At 46.8% G+C, this 21621-nt stretch carries 12 protein-coding genes; 11 read left to right on the top strand and 1 reads right to left on the bottom strand.

Going from position 1 to position 21621, the window contains the following annotated elements; genetic code table 11:
• Positions 1 to 28: 28 nt before the first annotated feature.
• The 7 genes from AC1RM2_RS02345 to AC1RM2_RS02315 all read left to right on the top strand — a co-directional run bounded on the left by AC1RM2_RS02345 (position 29) and on the right by AC1RM2_RS02315 (position 14227).
• Positions 29 to 1372, top strand: a complete 1344-nt coding sequence (locus tag AC1RM2_RS02345) for a sugar porter family MFS transporter (protein ID WP_492982984.1) — start codon at positions 29 to 31, stop codon at positions 1370 to 1372.
• A 15-nt stretch (positions 1373 to 1387) separates the two neighbouring features.
• Positions 1388 to 4732: a tetratricopeptide repeat protein gene (locus tag AC1RM2_RS02340; protein ID WP_492982982.1), complete on the top strand. Its 3345-nt coding sequence runs from the start codon at positions 1388 to 1390 to the stop codon at positions 4730 to 4732.
• Between the two features lie 191 nt (positions 4733 to 4923).
• Entirely contained in the window at positions 4924 to 5967 is a 1044-nt protein-coding gene (locus AC1RM2_RS02335; RefSeq protein WP_492982980.1) for an aldose epimerase family protein, read from the top strand.
• Between the two features lie 557 nt (positions 5968 to 6524).
• A complete protein-coding gene (locus AC1RM2_RS02330; RefSeq protein ID WP_492982978.1) occupies positions 6525 to 9770 on the top strand; it encodes a SusC/RagA family TonB-linked outer membrane protein in 3246 nt (1081 codons plus the stop codon).
• 22 nt (positions 9771 to 9792) lie between these two features.
• Entirely contained in the window at positions 9793 to 11706 is a 1914-nt protein-coding gene (locus AC1RM2_RS02325; RefSeq protein ID WP_492982977.1) for a RagB/SusD family nutrient uptake outer membrane protein, read from the top strand.
• A gap of 49 nt (positions 11707 to 11755) precedes the next feature.
• Positions 11756 to 12982, top strand: coding sequence for a DUF4959 domain-containing protein (locus AC1RM2_RS02320; RefSeq protein WP_492982976.1), 1227 nt, complete (start codon positions 11756 to 11758; stop codon positions 12980 to 12982).
• A 33-nt stretch (positions 12983 to 13015) separates the two neighbouring features.
• Positions 13016 to 14227 carry a DUF4998 domain-containing protein gene (locus AC1RM2_RS02315; protein WP_492982975.1) on the top strand — a complete coding sequence of 404 codons (1212 nt, stop codon included), beginning with the start codon at positions 13016 to 13018 and terminating at the stop codon, positions 14225 to 14227.
• Between the two features lie 326 nt (positions 14228 to 14553).
• Here the strand turns inward: AC1RM2_RS02315 and AC1RM2_RS02310 are convergent, their stop codons facing one another.
• Entirely contained in the window at positions 14554 to 15681 is a 1128-nt protein-coding gene (locus AC1RM2_RS02310; RefSeq protein ID WP_492982974.1) for a hypothetical protein, read from the bottom strand.
• A gap of 444 nt (positions 15682 to 16125) precedes the next feature.
• Here AC1RM2_RS02310 and AC1RM2_RS02305 point away from each other — a divergent pair, with 444 nt between their 5' ends.
• From AC1RM2_RS02305 to AC1RM2_RS02290, 4 genes are all read left to right on the top strand, one after another.
• Positions 16126 to 17835 (top strand): alpha/beta hydrolase, encoded by a 1710-nt coding sequence (locus AC1RM2_RS02305; RefSeq protein WP_492982973.1) that lies wholly within the window; start codon positions 16126 to 16128, stop codon positions 17833 to 17835.
• Between the two features lie 29 nt (positions 17836 to 17864).
• Positions 17865 to 19466 carry a M81 family metallopeptidase gene (locus AC1RM2_RS02300; RefSeq protein WP_492982972.1) on the top strand — a complete coding sequence of 534 codons (1602 nt, stop codon included), beginning with the start codon at positions 17865 to 17867 and terminating at the stop codon, positions 19464 to 19466.
• A gap of 261 nt (positions 19467 to 19727) precedes the next feature.
• Positions 19728 to 20117: a hypothetical protein gene (locus tag AC1RM2_RS02295; protein WP_492982971.1), complete on the top strand. Its 390-nt coding sequence runs from the start codon at positions 19728 to 19730 to the stop codon at positions 20115 to 20117.
• A gap of 107 nt (positions 20118 to 20224) precedes the next feature.
• Positions 20225 to 21523, top strand: a complete 1299-nt coding sequence (locus tag AC1RM2_RS02290; RefSeq protein WP_492982970.1) for an aminotransferase class V-fold PLP-dependent enzyme — start codon at positions 20225 to 20227, stop codon at positions 21521 to 21523.
• The last annotated feature ends 98 nt before the right edge of the window (positions 21524 to 21621 follow it).

The following is a 21621-nucleotide window of genomic DNA, read 5'->3' as shown; positions in this document are numbered from 1 at the left end:
CACCAGTTAAACATAGCCAAACAAAAAAATGAGTAGTTCAAAAAGCTTTAACAGCAGTTATATTATTGGCATTTCCTTTATCTCGGCCCTGGGCGGGTACCTGTTCGGGTTCGATTTTGCGGTGATTTCGGGCGCATTGCCTTTTCTGCGCACCCAGTTTGCCTTAACGCCGGTATGGGAGGGTTTTTTAACCGGGTCACTGGCTTTGGGCTGCATAGTTGGCTGTTTACTGGCCGGTAACATTGCCGATAAATATGGCCGTAAACCGGGGCTTATCATCGCTGCATTAATTTTCGCGGTGTCATCTATCGGGATTGCTTTTTCTGCATCCTTAACTTACTTCTTAATCCTGCGCTTTGCCGCCGGCATAGGTGTGGGCATGGCCTCCATGCTTTGCCCCATGTATATCGCCGAAGTATCGCCTGCCGAAGTACGCGGCCGAAATGTAGCTATTAACCAGCTTACGGTGGTTATCGGCATATTAATAACCAACCTGGTCAATTACTTTTTGGCCAATCATGGTGCCGATTCATGGCGCTGGATGTTTGGCCTGGGTGCCGTGCCATCGGCCATATTTTTAATCGGCGTTACCTGGCTGCCCGAAAGCCCAAGATGGCTCATGAAATCCGGTCAGCCCGATAAAGCCAGGGTTATCCTCAACAAAATTGGCTCACCTGATTTTGCCGAATCAACCTTTAAAGCAGTCGAAAAATCATTGATTGGGTCAACCAAACAATCATACGCCATGGTGTTTGAAAAAGCCGTACGCCCTGCCGTGGTGGTGGGGATAACACTGGCGGTGTTTCAGCAGTTTTGTGGCAGTAATATATTGTTCAATTACGCCTCAACTATTTTTCAGGCAGCAGGCTCAAGCGTAAACCACCAATTGCTCGAGACAGTTTTTATTGGCGTGGTAAACCTGGTATTTACGGTTTTGGCCATGTTTATGGTTGATAAACTCGGCAGGCGGCCATTAATGTTGATAGGCTCCATTGGATTATCTGTATCATTCATTGTGCTTGCCTTTTTATTGCAAAACCATGCTCCGGTAATACTGCTATCCACATTTGTGTTACTGGCTATCAGCGTGTATTCGTTTACCCTGGCCCCGGTAACATGGGTACTTATTTCAGAGATTTTTCCCAATAAGATTCGCGGTGTAGCCTCATCAGTAGCTATCGTATCCTTATGGCTGGCCTATTTTATCCTGGTATTTACATTCCCAATACTGGCCAAAAAATTAGGCACATACGGGCCATTTTACCTGTACGCGGGCATCTGCTTTGCAGGTTTCCTGTTTGTAAAAGCAAAAGTGAAGGAAACCAAGGGCCAAACTTTAGAAGAGTTAGAAGACAATTTAATAAGACATTAAAATATAATACATAGTATGCAAAGTTCAACTGTTTCCGTTTGGGAAGAGCAAGTAATTATCCCCACTTATGGTGTTGGCAAGCCTGATAAAAACCCCATGTTTTTTGAAAAACGGGTTTACCAGGGCAGCAGTGGGGTGGTTTATCCAAACCCGGTGATTGAGAAAATTGCCGACGAAAAAGAAGATAAAGAATACACAGGCCTGTTCCTGGAGAATAAATACCTCAAAGTGATGATACTGCCGCAGTTAGGCGGTCGTATTCAAACAGCCTTTGATAAGGTGAAGCAGCGCCATTTTATTTACCATAACCAGGTAATTAAGCCCGCTCTGGTAGGCTTAACCGGTCCATGGATTTCGGGCGGCATCGAATTTAACTGGCCGCAGCACCATAGGCCAAGCACCTTTGATCCGGTTGATTACAAGCTGGAAGAGCATGCCGATGGCAGCAAAACCGTTTGGGTGAACGAGGTGGAGCGCATGTTCCATACCAAAGGCATGGCAGGTTTTACCCTGCATCCCGATACGGCTTATATCGAAATAAAAGCCAAACTGTTTAACCGATCGGCCCTGCCGCAAACCTTTTTATGGTGGGCAAACCCGGCAGTTAAGGTGAATGATTATTACCAATCGGTATTCCCGCCAGATGTGAACGCCGTTTTTGACCACGGTAAACGCGATGTATCCGATTTTCCGATAGCAACCGGAACCTACTACAAGGTTGATTACTCGCCGGGTACCGATATCTCGCTGTACAAAAACATTCCTGTACCCACATCATACATGGCCATCAATTCCGATTATGATTTTGTGGGGGGATACGAGCACGATAGCGAAGCCGGTTTACTGCACGTGGCCAATCACCATGTATCCCCCGGTAAAAAACAATGGACCTGGGGCCACAGCGATTTTGGCCAGGCCTGGGATAGAAACCTCACCGACGAGGACGGCCCATATATTGAACTGATGACGGGCGTATTTACCGATAATCAGCCCGATTTTAGCTGGCTGATGCCCTACGAAGAAAAAACTTTTACCCAGTATTTTTTACCCTACCGCGAACTGGGCATGGTAAAAAACGCATCGAAGGATATCCTGTTAGCTTTAAGCAAAAATGGGGATAAAGTAACCATCAAAGTGCAGGTAACATCAGTCCAAACAAACCTGCATATCAGCCTCAATTATAATGGCGAAGAGCTTTTTGCATACACCGGTACAATTGTGCCCGAAGTTGTTTTTGTACAGGAACTGACGGTAGCTGCCGATGTAAATGAGAATGAACTACTGCTCATTATCACCAACAGCAGCAACCAGGAAGTACTGCGCTACGAACCTGTCAAAAACAAAAAGAACGAAATGCCCATCCCGGCCAGGCCCGCTTTGGAGCCAGCCGATGTGGAAAGCGTGGAGCAATTGTTTTTAACCGCGCAGCACCTGGAGCAATATCGCCACGCCACATACAGCCCGGTGCCTTATTATGAAGAAGCCCTGCGGCGCGAACCAACCGATATTCGTAATAACAACGCTTTGGGTAAATGGTATATCCGCAAAGGGCAGTTTGCCAAAGCCGAGCCTTTTTTACGGCAGGCGGTTGAAACCGGCATTCAGCGCAACCCTAACCCATACGATAGCGAGCCTTATTATAACCTGGGCTTATGCTTAAAATATTTAGGCAGGGCCGATGAAGCTTATACGGTTTTTTACAAATCAACATGGAGCAATGCCTGGAAAGATACCGGCTTTTTTGAGGTAGCCAAAACAGATATGGCCCGTGGTCACTTTGCGTTGGCTTTGGATCATATTAACCAATCGCTGGATAGGAATGCCAACAACAGCAAGGCCTACGTAATAAAAATGGCGGCCCTGCGTAACCTTAAACAACTGGATAAAGCCTTGCAGGTAGCAGATATTGCCCTGGAGAGGGATAGCTTTAACCTGGGTGTTATTTTTGAGAAAGTACAGGCTTATAAATTATTAGGCGAGGCCGATAAAATGGCAGCTTGCATTGATGAGCTGGTAGCGCTTTCGCGTAAGGACGATCAGAATTATCTTGAATACGCGCTTGATCATGCGGCTGCCGGTTTGTATGGCGAGGCCAACCAGTTATTGCAATTAGCTTTAAAAGATGGCGGCAACAACCCGATGGTTTATTATAGCCTGGGATATTTCAATTATAAAAACGATTTAGCTGATGTTGCTAAACAATGGTTTAAAAAAGCCGCCGCTGCCGATCCATACCTGTGCTTTCCTAACCGCTTGGATGAGGTGAATATCCTGCAGCTGGCCATGGAACTTAACCCCGCTGATGCTAAAGCGCCCTACTATTTGGGTAACCTGTTTTATGATAAACGCCAGTACGATGATGCCGTAAGCAACTGGGAAAAAGCAGCAAAGCTGGACGAAACATTCCCTACTGTGTTCAGGAATTTGGCTATTGCCTATTTTAACAAGCAAAACAATGCCGAAAAAGCGCTAAGCTATTTTGAAAAGGCTTTTGAACTGGATAAAACCGATGCCCGCGTGCTGATGGAGCTGGATCAGCTTTATAAAAGGCTCAACTACCCGGTTGATAAGCGATTGAAGTTCCTGGAAAATAACCTTGACGTTGCCAACCTGCGCGACGATGTTTACCTGGAACGGGTAACGCTTTACAATTTAACAGGCGATTACGATAAAGCACTCGGTTTGTTGATGAAACGCCAGTTTCACCCATGGGAGGGCGGCGAAGGTAAGGCATCTGGCCAGTACGTGTTTAGCCTGGTGCAGTTGGCTAAACAGTATATTGACGAGGGCGACTTTAATAAAGCCGTTGCCAATTTAAACCTGGCCAAAAGCTATCCGCATAATTTGGGCGAGGGCAAGCTGTACGGTACCCAGGAAAACGATATTGATTACTGGCTGGGCCGTGCTTATGAAGGCTTAAACCAAGCTGAAGCCGCCAAACACTATTTTACCCAGTCAACCATCGGTTTGGATGAACCATCGGCCGCTGTATTCTATAACGATCAGCAGCCCGACAAGATTTTTTACCAGGGCCTAAGCTGGCAAAAACTGGGCGACCAGGAGCATGCCAAACAGATTTTTGATAAGCTGATAGCCTATGGCAAAGCCCATGAAAACGATGTAGTGAAAATAGATTACTTTGCCGTATCCCTCCCCAACCTGCTCATTTTCGACGATGACTTAAACCTGCGCAACACCATTCATACGTACTTTTTACAGGGATTAGGAATGCTGGGTTTGCATGAGTTTGATGCAGCGCTGGCCCTGTTTACCAAAGTGCTGCAACTTGATAGTGCCCATGCCGGTGCAAAGGCCCATTTGGAGATGACCAAACAGCAATTGAACGTGACAAACTACTAATTTAGTCTTAAGTCAGCAGCCTTAAGTTTTAAGTCAAAAAATGCCAGAGCAGCATTTGGGACTTACGACTTAAGGCTTCTGGCTAAATAACTTATGCATCATTTAATCAAGCTAAATAGTTTTAGCTTAATTAAATATGTGTTATAATTACAATAATATAATTTACCTTGAGCTATAAAACCAACCAAATCATGATCAAAAGCCAAAACAGGATATCGCAACAGGAATGGGGCGAACATGTTGGCTGTAAGATTTACTTTTTCAGGCTCGAAAATAGTTCAGGGGCATATGTCGAGCTTACCAATTATGGCGCTACGCTGGTATCGGCAGTAGTGCCGGATAAGGCGGGCAACCTCGAAAATGTGATATTGGGCTACCGTTCATTACCAGGTTACATTGCCGACGAATGCTATTTAGGAGCCACTATAGGCCGCTTTGCCAACAGGATTGGAGGGGCGGAATTTACTTTGAACGGAACAGCTTACCACATGGACGTCAATGATGGCGACAACTCCAACCATGGTGGTAATGCCGGCTTTAATACCCGGGTTTTCGATTGTCAAATAACCGAAAGTGGCGTAGCGTTTACCCTGCTGAGTAAGGATGGTGATGGCGGCTACCCCGGAGACCTTAAACTGGTAGTAACTTATGAGTGGACTGAGGATAATGAACTGAAAATCAAATACCAGGCCACAGCCGACAAGCAAACGGTGGCCAATTTTACCAACCATGCTTACTTCAATCTATCTGCCGGGGACTGTGGTGTTTTTGATCATACCCTTAAAGTTTATGCAGATAATGTACTGGACGTTGATGCCGCCTACGTACCAACCGGCCTGGTGAAACCAGCCGGCAAAAGGACTTTAAATGGCGAAGTATTAAGGGATAAAATGATGGCCGGCGGCGATACCATTAACGGTTATAACAATTGCTTTTTGCTGCAAAACGATACCCGGCATACCCTGAAACCCGCCGCGCTGCTTATAGATAACGCCTCGGGGCGCCAGGTTGAAGTAGCTACTTCCTACCCATCAGTAGTGGTATATACTGGCGATTATCTCCAAAGCAAAATTCCCGGAAATTATTCAAGGCCATACCGGCCTTTTGACGGTTTGTGCCTGGAGTGCCAGCATTATCCCGATAGCCCCAATCATGCTCATTTTCCATCGGCCATATTAAATCCCGGCGAAGCCTTTTTCCAGGTTATTGTGTACAAATTTGGGGTGGTAGCTTAAGTTTTCCCAGCTTTTTTATAAGCAGCTCTTTTTGAATGAAAAAAACAATACTTTTTTATACAAATGAGATACTAATGCTATACTTTTTTTCAAAAAATTCACAAAAAGTATCAACTTTTTCACACTCCCCAAAGTGCTGTTTTTTCATGGGGCAGGTAATTAATGGACTAACCCATTTTGATGGCCAAAAATCATAAAATTGTCCATCCTTTTTGAAAGTAAATCCATTTTTTGGTGCGCGCTCCCCACCTACATTTACAGAACCAATTATTAACTAAACCCATAAAGTATGTGAAGATTTTGACTCTTGACCCCAGGGGAGAAAAGCAGAACTACCAATTATAAAAAGCCAGGGAAGTATCCGCCTGATGAGATTTATGAAATTTGACAAGTGTCCCCAAAAGTGGGCGTACACCATTTTCATATCTCCGAATTAACACCCAGGCCCGCTCCTTAAAAAGATATTGCTTTTTTTTCGCCAATAACTGATCCTGCATTTGATAGCAAATATTTGATCGCAAACCAATTAATGAATAACAAATTATGAACCAAGTTTTATGAAGCCACTTTACATTTTTAGTAAACTACTTTCAAAAAATAACAGGCACCTTATCCTGGGGCGTTGCACTATCCTTTTTGTGCTAACCCTGTTTTTTGGCAGTGCCTATTCGCAAACCAGGGTTACCGTTACAGGTAAGGTAACCGATACCCTTGGCGTAAAAATACAGGGTGCTACCATATTGGCCGAAAACGTTAAAAATATCTCGACGTCGACTGATGAGAACGGCCGCTTTGTACTGGATGTGCCTGTAGGTACATCATTACGTATAAGCTTTGTGGGTTTTACCGAGCAGCACGTTGTTGTTACTGCCGATAAAAAGATCTTCAACATCATCCTGAAAGAAAACAAGCTGATTGCCGAAGAAGTTGTGGTAACAGCCTTTGGTAAAAAGGAACGCAAGGAAGCGCTGGTAGGTTCGGTAACCAGCATAAAGCCCGGCGAACTTAAAATACCGGCAAGTAACTTAACCAATGCTTTGGCAGGGCAGGCAGCCGGTATTATTGCCTACCAGCGCAGTGGCCAGCCGGGGCAGGATAACGCCTCCTTCTTCATCAGGGGGGTAACTACCTTCGGTTACAAGCGCGACCCGCTTATTTTGATTGATAACGTGGAGCTATCCACCAATGACCTGGCACGCTTAAATGTGGATGATATTGCCAGCTTCTCTATCCTGAAAGATGCCAGCGCTACGGCCCTGTATGGTGCACGCGGCGCAAACGGTGTTATTTTGGTAAGCACCAAAGAAGGTAAAGAAGGCGCGCCTAAAATCAATTTCCGGTCGGAGTACTCGTCCTCGCAATCAACAAAGACGTTGGACCTTGTGGACCCGATCCAGTACATGAACCTGTACAACGAGGCTACGCTAACCCGCGACCCCAAATTGCCGCTGCCTTTCCCCGAAAGCAAGATCAGGAACACGCAGAATACCATAAACGGCACGCCCGGCAGCAACCAATATGTATACCCCGCTGTGGATTGGCTTAACCTGTTGTTTAAAAAACGTGCCACTACCGAGCGTAATAACCTTAGCGTAAGCGGCGGCGGTAATATTGCCCGCTACTATATAGCAGGAGCATATAATGTGGATAACGGAGTATTAAAGAACGATATCCGCAACAATAACAACAATAACGTTAAGTTTAAAAACTACCAGTTACGTTCAAACATCAACGTAAACATGACTAAAACCACCGAGGTGGTGGTAAGGCTATCAGGTACGTTTAGCGAATATAACGGCCCCATTACTACCGATGGTTCTTTCGCATCCGATTTATATAACGTGGCCATCCATACCAGCCCCGTATTGTTCCCGGCTTATTTTCCGGCCGATTCGGCAAACCTGAACGCCCAGCACATCCTGTTTGGTAATACCGGTTTAACAGGTGGCTCTACAAGCAACAGTATCTCCTATAATAACCCTTACGCGGCTTTGTTAAGGGGGCATAAAAACTCGTCCGAGTCAAGGATGTCGGCCCAACTGGAGTTAAACCAAAACCTTAAGTTTATTACCGATGGTTTAAAGTTCAGGGGGCTGTTTAATACCAACAGGTATTCTTATTTCACCTCACAATCGGCCTATTCGCCATTTTACTATAACGTTAATACCTACGATAAAGAAACCAACAAGTACACCCTTACCTGGCTTAACCCACAGCCAACCGGCTACAACGTAGCGCAGGAATACCTGAGCTATTCGCCGGGCGGTACACAGGTAAATACCTTTATTTATTTACAGGGCGCTTTGGAGTATGCCAAATCGTTCGGCAGCCATACCATAAACACCACATTGATAGGTACGCAGCAACAAACGTTGTATGCCAATGCCGGCGATTTGTTATCGGCCTTGCCATATCGTAACCTTGGTTTGGCAGGCAGGGTAACCTACTCTTTTAAAAGCAGGTATTTTGCCGAGTTTAACTTTGGCTATAACGGATCGGAGCGATTTTCGGCCAATCACCGTTACGGTTTCTTCCCAACTATTGGCGCATCATGGGTAGTATCTAACGAAGACTGGTGGACACCGGGCATCGTCGATCGTTTAAAAATCCGCGCCAGCCATGGTTTGGTGGGTAACGATGCCATTGGCTCTCAGCGTTTCTTCTACCAATCGGTAGTTCAGTTTAACCAGGGTTATAATTATGCGCAATTTGGTATCAATAACCAGTATGAGCGTAAAGGGGTAACCATCCAGAATTACGAGAATACTGATGTAACCTGGGAAACCTCGAGACAAACCAACGTTGCCGTTGAAATGACGCTTTTGAAAAATTTCAATATCGTGGCCGAGTTTTATAAAAACCACCGCTATAACATTTTACAGCAACGCGCAAGCATCCCTGTAAGCGAGGGTTTAGAGGCGCCTATCAGTGCCAACCTGGGCGTGGTAGATTCAAAGGGTATCGATTTATCTATGGATTACAAACAAAACTTTGGCAACAGCGCCTGGGCATCAATCCGCGGTAACTTTACCTACTCCAATAATAAATATACTTACATCGAGGAGCCCGACTATAAGGAGCCATGGCGTCATGCTATTGGCCAGCCCATAAGCCGCGGCTACGGCTACATTGCCGAACGCTTGTTTGTTGACGACCAGGAAGCGGCAAACTCGCCTACCCAGATCTTTAATGGCAGCGGTATAAAACCACAGGGTGGCGATATTAAATACCGCGATTTAAATGGCGATGGTAAAATAGATGTATTGGATATGGCCTATCTGGGTTATCCGCAAACGCCCGAAATTGTTTATGGCTTCGGTTTTTCAACCGGCTATAAGGGTTTTGATCTTTCGGCATTTTTCCAGGGCCAGGCAAGGGTATCGTTCTTTGTCGATCCTACCAGGGTAAGCCCTTTTATCCAAAGTCCTGATCCTTATGTGTACGGCAATACACAGGTATTAAGCGAGTTTGCCAACAGCCACTGGAGCGAAGAGCACCAGGATTTGTATGCAGCCTACCCACGCCTGGGTGTTAACTCAACCGTGATATCAAACAACCTGCAGCCAAGCACCTGGTGGCTGCGCGATGGCAGCTTTATGCGCCTTAAATCATTAGAGGTTGGTTATACGCTGCCTGCACGCATAGCCAAATCGTTAAGGGTATCAAACTTGAGAATTTACTTTAACGGCCTGAATTTGCTTACCTGGAGCCCCTTCAAACTATGGGATCCTGAGCAGGGTGGTAACGGCTTTGCGTACCCGATACAAAAAGTATACAACATAGGCTTAAACGTGAATTTATAATTAACAGAAAAAAGCAGAAGATATGAAATCGTCATATTATAAATTGATTTGTGTGATTGTGCTGTGTTCCATGAGCCTTTCATGTAAAAAATACCTGGATGTTACCCCCGATAATGTGGGCACGCTTGAATATGCCTTCCGGAACCGTAACGAGGCCGAAAACTACCTGTTTTCGTGCTACGCTACCATGACGCAGATGAACAACGTGGTAAATGATCCGGGTTTTGCAACCTCGTCAGAAATTGTGTACCCCAATACCCTTAACGATCATTACTTTAACGAGGTGGGCTTCAACATCATCAGGGGCCTGCAAACCACCGCAAACCCAAGCATTAACTACTGGGACGGCACCAACGGGGGCAGCAATTTGTTCCAGGCCATCAGGAGGTGCAATATCATGCTCGAAAACATTGATAAGCCTATTGATTTAAGCGCATCAGAAAAAAAGCGGTGGATTGCCGAGGTTAAATTTTTAAAGGCCTACTATCATTATTACATGATAAGGTTATACGGCCCCATCATTTTAATAAAAACCAACAACCCGGTTAATGCCAGCACGGCCGATGTAAAACGCAGCCGCTCGTCGGTTGATGAATCATTCGCCTACGTGGTATCGTTATTGGATGATGCCATACCCGATTTGCCGCCTGTTATTGAAAGCCAGGCTACGGAGTTTGGCCGCATTACCAAATTTATTGCCATGAGTGTAAAGGCCGAGGTTTTAACCACGGCTGCAAGTCCGCTGTTTAACGGTAACCCCGATTATGCCAATTTTAAGGATAATACAGGCAAACTGCTTTTTTCGGCAAGCGCCGATGCCAACAAATGGAAGTTGGCTGCCGACGCCTGTAAAGCCGCTATAACCGAATGCGAGGCGCAGGGCCTTCACCTGTACAATACGCCGCCAACGGTAAGTGTGGGCAATGTATCTGATAAGCTGAAAAAGGTATTAACTCTGCAGGCCATGATCACCGATAAATGGGAGCAAAACCCCGAACTGATCTGGGCCTTAAATTACGGTTTTGGTTACCAGGGTTTTACTATCCCAAGGATGACGGATAAATCCGAAAGCCTGGCATCAACCTATCCATCAACTTTCGCGGTGCCTATTTCGACCGCCGAGCTGTATTATACCAGCAATGGTGTGCCCATTAACGAGGATAAAACTTTTGACTATGCCAACCGCTACACCCCGCAAACCGGCGATGACGCCAATGGATCGTACATCAAATCGGGCTATCAAACAGCAAAAGGCCACTTTAACCGCGAGCTGAGGTTTTATGCCAATATTGGTTTCGACGGTGGCATTTGGTTTGGCAACGGCAAGCTTGACGAAAGCAGCGCTTATTACGTGCAAGCCCGTGGCCCTTACGCGTTGGCAGGCCCTAAAAGTTTAAGCGCCACCAATATTACCGGTATGTGGCCAAAAAAACTGGCCAATTACCTGTCGGTTTATGATGAGGTTTTTACCGCGGTTGATTTTCATATGCCGCGGATGCGCCTGGCGGGCCTTTACCTGCTGTATGCCGAAGCGCTCAATGAATCGCAGGGCCCTGTTGCCGAAGTTTTTACTTACATAGATAAAGTAAGGGCAAGGGCAGGCTTGGGCGGCGTACAGGCTTCATGGGGCAGCTATTCAAAAACACCCGACAAGCCAAATACCAAAGATGGCCTGCGCGAAATTATCCACCGCGAAAGAAGGATTGAACTGTGCTTTGAAGGCCAGGCCGGCTGGGATTTGCGCCGCTGGAAAGAGTTGCAGGATGTGCTAAGCAGGCCTATACAAGGCTGGAATGTTAACGAAGGCGATGCCGCGAATTATTACCGCCCCCAAACGGTTATTATACCCGTGTTTGGCATTAAGGATTATTTATGGCCTATCCAGACAAGCGACATTGTGGTGGATAACAACCTTAACCAAAACCCATACTGGTAGTTTACCGGTGCTGTAAAAATTTCAAATGATTAATATTAAAATATAAATTATGAAAAAGATCAATAACCGCAGATACCTTTCAGGTTTGCTGTTAGCGCCCGTGTTGCTCATGATGCTTTTTGCGTCCTGTAAAAAAGCCGAGTCGAACATCGAGGTGGTATCCAACGATCCTACCAAACCGGGGCCTGTAACCAATGTTAACGTAATCAATTTAAACGGCAGCGCCAGGTTAACCTACACCTTGCCCAATTCAAAAAACCTGCTGTACGTTTTGGCCAAATATGCCATTAACGATAAAACTGTGCGCGAAACCAAGGCCAGCTATTATACCGATACCATTACGGTTGATGGCTTTGCCCGTGCCCAGGAGTACACGGTTACGCTGTATGCTGTAAGCCGTGCCAATATCATGTCCGATCCGGTTACCGTAAAGGTAAACCCGCTTACACCAAACTACCAGCTGGTTAACGCCGCGCTAAACATCACTGCCGATTTTGGCGGCGCAAACTTTTTTGGCCTCAACCCCAATAAAGCGCCTATTGCCATGCACGTGCTTACGTTTAACACCAAAACCAACAAGTACGATGAGCAGGACCCTAACTACATCAGTACCGATACCGTTAACTTTTCGGTACGTGGTTTTAGCGCTGTATCTACCAAATTTGGCGTTTACACCACCGACAGGTTTGGTAACCACTCCGATACATTGTTTAAAACCTTAACGCCGCTGTATGAAACCCTGCTGGATAAAAGCAAGTTTTATGTGTACCACCTGGCCAGCGATAGCCCTATTGGTTACGGCTGGGAGTTAAAATACCTGTTTGATGGCAACACCAACGAGCCTGGCTGGCATACTTTAGGTGCGCCAACCAACCAGTGTACATTTGGTTTGGGCGTAACCGCCAAGCTGAGCCGCTTTGTGCTGTGGGAAAGGCTTAACAGTATTTACTCGTACCAAAACATCCAGAACTTCACTTTATGGGGCACCACGGTTGATAACCCGCATGATTCGGTTCTGCCAAAAAATTCGGCACCGGGCACCATATCCGGCGATTGGGTTAACCTGGGCAACTTTGTGTTTCCGCCGCCGCCGTCGGGTTTGCCAAATAACCAGGCCAACGCGTCAGATCTGGCCTTTGTTGCCGCGGGCGTAAACTTTGCCATCCCGTTTGCTGCACCGGCTACCAAATTTATCAGGCTGGATGTATCGCGCACGTTTGGCGGCTTAAACTATGTAAACGCTATTGAGGTATCGTTATATGGCAATCCTTTGTAATACAACGTGTTGTTAACATTAAAAATTAAGAAAATGAAAATTAATTTCAAGGTTGCTGTTTTCTTTTTGCTGTACCTGTCGCTGGCCGGCTGCAAAAAATACGATACAGACTATAAATCTTTTTTAGATCATCACGAGGTAACTTACCCTGGTTTAGCCAGCGGGGTTACCTACCACACCGGCAATTTGCGGGCCGTACTGGTTTGGCACCCCAGCCCCGATCCGAGTATCAAAAACTACGTGGTAAGCTGGAATAACGGCAGCGATTCGGTAGTTGTTAATGCTACCTCGCACAGTCCGGCCGATTCAATTACCGTATCAATCCCCAATTTAAAAGAGTATGTATATACTTTCACCATTGTGACACATGATAACGATGGCAATAAATCGGTAGGGCAGGATTTAAACAACGTGCGGGTATACGGTCCATCGTACATCTCGGCGCTGTTTAACCGGGGCTATAACACGTCAAACCCATATTCGTTAAATGACGACGGCACCGTAACGTTAAACTTTAACAAGGCCGATACAGGTAACGTATCAACCACCATTATGTATACCAATAAGCTTGGTGTTGCCGCCCAAAAATCATTCGGGCCAAATGATAACTCGGTAACTTTAACCGATTATAAGCTGGGCAGCCCTATAAGCTACCAGTCGGCATATAAACCAACGCCCGACGCGGTGGATGCGTTTCCGGTAAAAACAGCCGATAGCTTCCCAACCATTTACAATATTGTGGAGTGCGATAAATCATTGTTCAGGGCCTATAACCTGCCAACAGATGTGCCATCGGCCTACGGCTGGGAAACTTATTACCTGTGGGATAAAAGCACCGGCGAGCCTGGTTTTCATACCCCCGGCCAAAATTTTCCAATTTGGTTCACCTTTGATATGGGGCAATCGGCATCGCTGGCGAAAATGAAAATCTGGCAGCGCGAATCGGGCCTGTATAACTACGGTAATCCAAAACGCTTCGAAATTTACGGCAGCAACAACCCAAGCTCAAACGGCGACTTTAGCAATTGGGTAATGCTTGGCAGCTTTACCTCGGTTAAGCCATCGGGCCTGCCGGTTGGCCAAAACACCGATGCCGATCTGGCGTTTGAACGCGCCGGCGAGCCATTTACCTTCCCGGCCAATTTAGCGCCATACCGCTACATCCGGTTTAAAGTACTGGAAACATGGGGCGGCGGCAACTACTTCCACCTGTGCGAGCTTACGATGTACAAAACAGATAAATAATAGGTTTATAAATTGGTTAAATGTAGCCGGTAGCCGTAATGGTTGCCGGCTTTTTTGTGGGGGGGGCGAAGGCAGTTTTGTAGAGACGCATCACATGCGTCTCCCACATGCAAATCATCCCGCAATAACGGTTGCCGGCTTTTTTCTTGCGGAGAAATGTGGCAGAAAGCGGGGGAAAGCGCGATTCCCCTCTCAAGAGGGGCGGAGGGGTGTGTTTATACAAGCGAACGATGAACGCTGGTTAACACACCCCTGCCAGTGCTCAATCCGGTGCGCCCTTTTTTGAGAAAGGACCTCAAACAATCGGATATTCCAACAAGGCGTCCTCACTTCTTTTTAGCTGTATCCGGCCCGGAAAAAGTTGTTCTGCCAATTTGGGTAGTTACCCTTAGTTTTTGAGTGGTGGCCACTTTATCTTTCTGCACCATGGCCAGGTATTTTTTTAAGATGGCCTTTTGCTTCGTAGTTCCTTTTTGGGCTAATTGGGTTAGCTGGTCGTGAAAGGCATCTGTAAAAAGCGTGTCGTTGCCAAAATTGCCAAAGCAGGCTATCTTTTTGGCGGTAAGTTCTTTATGGTCAGATTGCTGCGCCGAAATATCGGGTTGATAAGCCTTGCTTTTATAGTCCCATACATAATTTACCCCCTCTTCGCCATCAATAAGCGAAATGTCTGAATGGGAACACCAGGGGCAATCGCCTTCGTTAACAGCGCCGGGAAAAAACTTGTATTTATAATTAACCCAAATTTCATCGGCATCTTCGGTGTTAAGGTCGCTGCTGTTAAATGTAAAGCTTGTGCTCACTTCCTGGTTTATATATAAACCCCATCCGTCAATGTGGGTTTTATTAACCAACTCGAGGCAATGATAAACCCTGTTGTTAATCAGTTTATAAAAACTATAACCATCTGAATAAATTCCCGAACCCCGTTCATATAACCGCCTGAAATAAAATGTTTTGTTTGCCGAAAAGCTATTTGCCACATAAAGTTCGGGCCCCGAATAAAAAATGTAAAATTCTTCCAGGTAAACCAGGTACCAGTTACCGGCAATGTTTTTAAATACCGCCATCGAGGGGTAACTCGCATCCCAGCCCATCAGGCATGCCAGTTCTTCGCCTGGTTCCTGGTCAAGGTTTATAAATAGCGGGTTTAGCAGCGCCATTCCTCTTCTAACCGAATCTACGTCACCCTCATCCTTGATTTTAAGAAGCGAATCGGGTTTGGTATACTTCTCAAATTCGCGCAGCAATAAATTGGCGTGCTTGTGTTTGTATTCAAAATGCCGCACCTTCTCTATCCAGGCCGTTGGTATAGATATCCTCACATTATAATCGTCGTGCCGGCTAGTGTCCCGGTAAACGTTTTTCTCCGGTTTTGGGGGATTATTATCGTGACGGCCGCAGCCAAAAAACAAGGGAAATAAAAGCAAAACAACAGAAAAAAAGCGGCGCATGGTTAGGTTGGTATTTGGGTATTAATTTACAGAATAAGTGCCGCATTTATTTAATAGAATCTGAAAAAATTAGCATCATTTGAGAAGCCATTCACCAATTTAATCTTTGGGCGTTCCCCTCTGGGTCGTGCTTTCTCCTCATACGCCTGCAGGCATTACGCACGAGGCCGGTATCCGGTACAATCACTAACGCGAAATAGGGGTGCTGAGGGGTATGGGTAAAATTGCTAATTCGATTTAGCATGATGTTTAGTTGTCAATGGAGGTGCTTATAAGCCATGGATACAGTTGCTAATTCGTTTTAGTATTGTATATATCTGTCATTAAGGTAGACACGACATCTCTCATTGCGCCCTCTCGAGAGAATAAAAAAAAACGCCAAAAACATGTGTTTTTTTTAACCTTCATCTTTTTCCCTATATTTAATCCCAAACCCGGCCCTACATGAAAAAGCTGATCTTATTCATACTCCTTATCTCTCCATTTTTTGTAAACGCCCAAACCTTCCGGGTAAATATTGATCCTTCGCTTGGCGAAAGCAAGGAATTAGATGGCAGGCTGTTATTGTTGCTGTCAAAAAACAACAAAGCCGAGCCCCGTTTCCAGGTGAGTGACGGTGCCGAATCGCAGCTGGTTTTTGGGATGGATATCAACGGGTGGCAGCCGGGCACCAGCCAGCTAATAGATGTGCAGGCTTACGGTTACCCGCTGGAGCGTTTGAAGGATGTGCCTGCCGGCGATTATTATGTGCAGGTGCTGTTACATAAATACGAGACCTTTCATCTTAAAACCGGCCAAACCGTAAAGCTGCCCATGGATAGGGGCGAAGGCCAGCACTGGAATATAGCGCCGGGCAATATTTATTCGACCCCGGTCAAAATTCATTTCGACCCGGCTGTTTCTAACGAATTAGCGCTTAATATCAGCAAGGTTATCCCACCTATTGAAGCCCCCAAGGATACCAAATACATCAAACACATCAAAATTCAAAGCAAGCTGCTCACCGAATTCTGGGGCAGGCCGATGTACCTTGGCGCCAATATATTGCTGCCTGCCGGTTTTGATGAGCACCCTAATGTGAAATATCCGCTGGCTATTTTCCACGGGCATTTCCCTGCCGACCTGGAAGGCTTTAGCACCACGCCGCCCGACCCGAATTTGAAGCCCGATACTTCGGCACGCTTCCATATCACAGGTTATAACAGGATAGTGCAGCAGGAGGCCTACGATTTTTATAAGCAATGGACAGGGCCTGCCTTCCCGCGGGTGCTGGCCATCGAGATTCAGCATGCCAACCCGTATTATGACGATTCATACGCCGTAAACTCGGCCAATCTTGGTCCGTACGGCGATGCGATCACTTACGAATTGATCCCCGAGATTGAAAAGCAGTTCAGGGGGATAGGTAAAGGCTGGGCCAGGTTTATGTACGGCGGCTCCACAGGTGGCTGGGAAGTACTGGCCGCGCAGGTTTTTTATCCCAACGAGTATAACGGCTGCTACGCCGCCTGCCCCGACCCGGTAGATTTTCACCATTACATGACCATTAATCTTTATGGTGATAAAAACGCCTATTTCCTGTCGTCAGATTTTAAACAGACACCCCGCCCCGAAGAACGCGACTACCTGGGTCACGTAGGATCGACCATGAAAGAGGTTAATCAAAGCGAACTGGCAATAGGGACACGGAGTCGTAGCGGTGGTCAGTTTGATATCTGGGAAGCGGTATTTTCGCCCATGGATAAGGATGGCTACCCCAAACGCATTTACGATAAAAATACCGGCGCTATAGATACCTCGGTTGCCGCCTACTGGCGCGAGCACTTTGACCTTACACACATCATCCAACGCGACTGGCCTAAAATTGGCAACCGCTTAAAAGGCAAAATTCACATCTATGTAGGCGATATGGATACCTACTATCTCAACAACGCCGTTTACACTGCCGAAGACATGCTCAAAAAGCTCAATAACCCCAACTGTAGCTGCGAAGTTGACTACGGCGACCGCGCCGAACACTGCTGGAACGGCGACCATACCCAACCCAACTATATCAGCCGCCTGCGCTACCACCAAATGTTTATCAAAAAATGGGCCGCCGAAATTAAAACAAGGGCACCAAAGGGAGCGGATTTGAAGAGTTGGAGGTATTGAGAGGATGAAATGCAATTTACCCAATAGCTATGTTTAAACACCCCATACCGGCAATACTATTATTTAGCCTTACTTTTTGTTTGGCGGCCACCTTGCCCAATAAAATCAAACACAGCGGCACGCCATCTGGTAACAGGTCTACACTGAAACCATTGCCCCGGATAGCCATTTGCGGCCTGGGCATCGAGTCGAGCACGTTTTCGCCGGCACTAACGGATGAAGCCGCTTTTCATGCCAAATACGGGGCCGAGGTTTTTAGTTCGTACCCATTTATGGCTGCCGACTCGCCTTTGCGCAGGAGCGCGCTTTGGTTCCCTGCTTTGGTGGGCAAAAGCCTGCCTGGCGGGGCGGTTACCAGGGCTGCTTACGAGTCGCTGGTTGGTAAAACTTTAGATTCGCTTAAAAAACACCTGCCTTATGATGGGTTGTATTTTGATATTCACGGCGCCATGAGCGTTGTGGGATTGGATGACCCGGAGGGCGACCTGATAACCAGGATCAGGAAAGTAGTGGGCACAAAAACGCTTATCTCCACATCTATGGACCTGCACGGCAATGTTTCCTGGCGGCTGGCCCAAAACACCGACCTGATTACCTGCTACCGCATGGCCCCGCATGAAGATGCCATGCAAACCAAACAGCGGGCTGTTGCAAACCTCCTTAGCCGGATTGAAACAGGTAAAGGAAAACCGATGTTCAAGGCTTATATCTCTATCCCGATTTTACTGCCCGGCGAAAAAACAAGCACCCGGATTGAGCCCGGTAAAAGCATATACAAGGCTGTAGCGCCGGCTTCGGTACAGCCGGGCGTTATTGATGCTGCTATTTGGATTGGCTACGCCTGGGCCGATGAGCCGCGCAACCATGCCGTTGTAATGGTAACTGGCGACGATAAAGCCGTAGTAACAGCCACCGCCGAAAAACTGGCCCAAAACTTTTGGAATGCCCGTAAAGCTTTTGAATTTGTAGCTCCAACAGGCACTTTAACAGAATGTCTTGATAAGGCTGTAGCCAGCCCAAAACATCCATTTTACATCAGCGATTCGGGCGATAACCCAACTGCTGGCGGTGCAGGAGACGCCACTTGGACGCTGACACAGATATTGGCCCGGCCGGAGTTTAAAACCGATGCAGGCCCATCGTTGCTGTATGCATCTATCCCTGCGCCGCAATTGATCAAAAGCGCCATAGCCGCGGGCGTAGGCGGCCATGTGGATGGTTTGGCCGGCGCAGCCGTTGATGCGCGTTTTGCACCACCCGTAAGGCTATCGGGCGCGGTAGAATCTATCCAATACGGCGATAAGGATGCCGAAGTGGAAGCCGTGATAAAAGTGGGCAGCGTACACGTGATCATTACCCAAAAGCGCAAACCTTATCACAAAGAAATTGACTTTACCCGCCTGGGCCTAAACCCGCGAACCGCCGGTATTGTGGTAGTGAAAATTGGCTACCTTGAACCCGAACTATATGCCATGCGCGCCGATTGGCTGCTGGCCATAACCCCCGGCGGGGTTGATCAGAACATCGAACGGCTGCCGTACCAACGCATCCAACGCCCCATGTTTCCATTGGATAAGGACATGAAAGACCCGGATTTGAAGGCAAAGCTGGTGCCGGCGGCGGGTGAATAATAGTTTTTTGATGTAACGCTATGAAGCTGACGGAATTTTATTCAATATTGTAACCTGTTTTTCGTCGTCCTTGTGCGTATTCGTCGGTAAAACCCAAAGAAAAGTAATAACACTCAACAAAATATATTAAAAATCAATATTCTAATCTACCGTCATTGCGAGGTACGAAGCAATTCCAAACAATGTGGGACTCAGCATGTAGGGGATTGCTTCGTGCCTCGCAATGACGGATATGTGATATAGATAATCAATAACTAAAAAATGAAAACAACCGTCCTCATATCCCGCCTGCTGCTTGGCTTTTTATACCTGGTGTTTGGCCTTGATTATTTTCTGCATTTTATACCGTACCAGCCCTTACATACCGGCGCTGCGGGAGCCTTCATCGCCGGGTTAAAGGGGACGGGGTACTTTTATCCTATCCAAAAAGTGATACAGATAACAGGAGGCCTGTCGCTGCTCACTAATCGTTACGCGCCCTTTTCGGCAGTAGTACTGTTCCCTATCAGTTTAAATGTGTTGTTGTTCCACACCTTCCTGGTGCCGTCGGGCTGGCTGATGGGCGTTTTCCTGGTAGCCCCAAACCTGCTTTTAGGCGTTGGGTATTGGAAGTATTATAAAGCAATGTTTGTTGCAAAGGCGGTGGCATAACAGCTTAGTTAATACCTTTCTTTAAATCGCTTCTAATCAGCAATCTCAGCAGCAAAAAACACGGGCCGATTGCTTGTTTGTATCCATCAAATACGCTAAATTCGTTCATGACCAATAATCGACGCAGTTTTATCAAACAGGCGGCCGTACTAACCGGCGCTTTTTCGGCTACAAGCTTGTTTAACCAGGCGCATGCCGCCGACTGGACATCAGCATTAAACAGGGTAAGCCGTTTAACGCCGCAAGAGGTGGCGCAGGACGAGGATTTTTGGGGCGTTATCCAGCGGTCGTACTCGGTGAGCGCCAATATCATCAACCTGAACAATGGCGGTGTGTCGCCCTCGCCAATTGTGGTGCAGCAGGCCGTAGAGCGCTACAACCAGCTTACCAACGAAGGCCCATCGTATTTTATGTGGCGCATCCTTGACCAGGGACGCGAGCCATTGCGCGAAAAGCTTGCCTTGCTGGCCGGTGCCCTGCCCGATGAAATTGCGGTAAACCGCAACGCTACCGAAGCGTTGAATACCATCATCTGCGGCTTGCCCCTGAAAAGCGGCGATGAAGTGATTGGCGCAAAGTTAGATTACCCGCATATGGTACAAGCTTATCGCCAGCGGGCTCTGCGCGACGGCATAGTATACAAACAACTGACTTTCGACTTTCCGATTGAGAATGACGAGCAGATTGTAAAAGCCTACCAGGATGCCATCACGTCCAAAACAAAACTGATACACGTTACGCATATAGTGAACTACGTAGGCCAGATTATGCCCGTGCGCAAAATTTGCGATATGGCACATGCCCGGGGTATAGAGGTTATTGTAGACGGGGCCCATTCTTTTGGGCTGCTCGACTTCAAGATTCCCGATTTAAATTGCGATTACTTTGGCACCAGTCTGCATAAATTCCTGTCGGCACCTATTGGCAGCGGCATGATGTGGATTAAAAAAGAAAAAATAAGTAAGGTAATGCCCCTTTTGTGCGATGATAACCCACTGGGGCCCGATATCCGCAAGTTTGAAAACCTGGGCACCCGCAGCTTCCCGATAGAGCAGGGGATAGGCGAGGCCATCAACTTTCAGCTGGCAATTGGCAGTAAACGTAAGGAGGATCGCATCCGTTATCTTAAAAATTACTGGGCTACCAAAGTACAGCACCTGCCCAAAGTAAAGCTGCATACCTCGTTAAAACCCGAATACTCCTGCGCTATCTGCGGCATATCTATTGATGGCATGACACCCGCGCAACTGGATGCCGCGTTATTTAGTCAATATAAAATTCACCAGGTATCCATTGTATTTGAAAATGTAAACTGTGTGCGCATAACCCCGCACGTATACACCACCCTTGCCGACCTGGATAAGCTGGTAAAAGCGATTACAGAAATAGCCGGCAAGGCCACCTGATGTTAGGTTAATTATGATAGTCCTGAGTCGAAAGTTTTACGTTCTGAGAGGCTGTTTAAAATAAAAAAAACGACCGTCATTGCGAGTGACCATCAGCC

The organism is Mucilaginibacter sp. GW822-FHT03E02 (assembly GCF_058801545.1).
Note: the sequence above shows the minus strand (reverse complement) of the source record. Positions and strands in the feature narration are given on the sequence as shown.

Coding starts and splice junctions, on each gene's coding strand:
- AC1RM2_RS02345 (WP_492982984.1), top strand. CDS start 29: ATGAGTAGTTCAAAAAGCTTTAACAGCAGTTATATTATTGGCATTTCC.
- AC1RM2_RS02340 (WP_492982982.1), top strand. CDS start 1,388: ATGCAAAGTTCAACTGTTTCCGTTTGGGAAGAGCAAGTAATTATCCCC.
- AC1RM2_RS02335 (WP_492982980.1), top strand. CDS start 4,924: ATGATCAAAAGCCAAAACAGGATATCGCAACAGGAATGGGGCGAACAT.
- AC1RM2_RS02330 (WP_492982978.1), top strand. CDS start 6,525: ATGAAGCCACTTTACATTTTTAGTAAACTACTTTCAAAAAATAACAGG.
- AC1RM2_RS02325 (WP_492982977.1), top strand. CDS start 9,793: ATGAAATCGTCATATTATAAATTGATTTGTGTGATTGTGCTGTGTTCC.
- AC1RM2_RS02320 (WP_492982976.1), top strand. CDS start 11,756: ATGAAAAAGATCAATAACCGCAGATACCTTTCAGGTTTGCTGTTAGCG.
- AC1RM2_RS02315 (WP_492982975.1), top strand. CDS start 13,016: ATGAAAATTAATTTCAAGGTTGCTGTTTTCTTTTTGCTGTACCTGTCG.
- AC1RM2_RS02310 (WP_492982974.1), bottom strand. CDS start 15,681: ATGCGCCGCTTTTTTTCTGTTGTTTTGCTTTTATTTCCCTTGTTTTTT.
- AC1RM2_RS02305 (WP_492982973.1), top strand. CDS start 16,126: ATGAAAAAGCTGATCTTATTCATACTCCTTATCTCTCCATTTTTTGTA.
- AC1RM2_RS02300 (WP_492982972.1), top strand. CDS start 17,865: ATGTTTAAACACCCCATACCGGCAATACTATTATTTAGCCTTACTTTT.
- AC1RM2_RS02295 (WP_492982971.1), top strand. CDS start 19,728: ATGAAAACAACCGTCCTCATATCCCGCCTGCTGCTTGGCTTTTTATAC.
- AC1RM2_RS02290 (WP_492982970.1), top strand. CDS start 20,225: ATGACCAATAATCGACGCAGTTTTATCAAACAGGCGGCCGTACTAACC.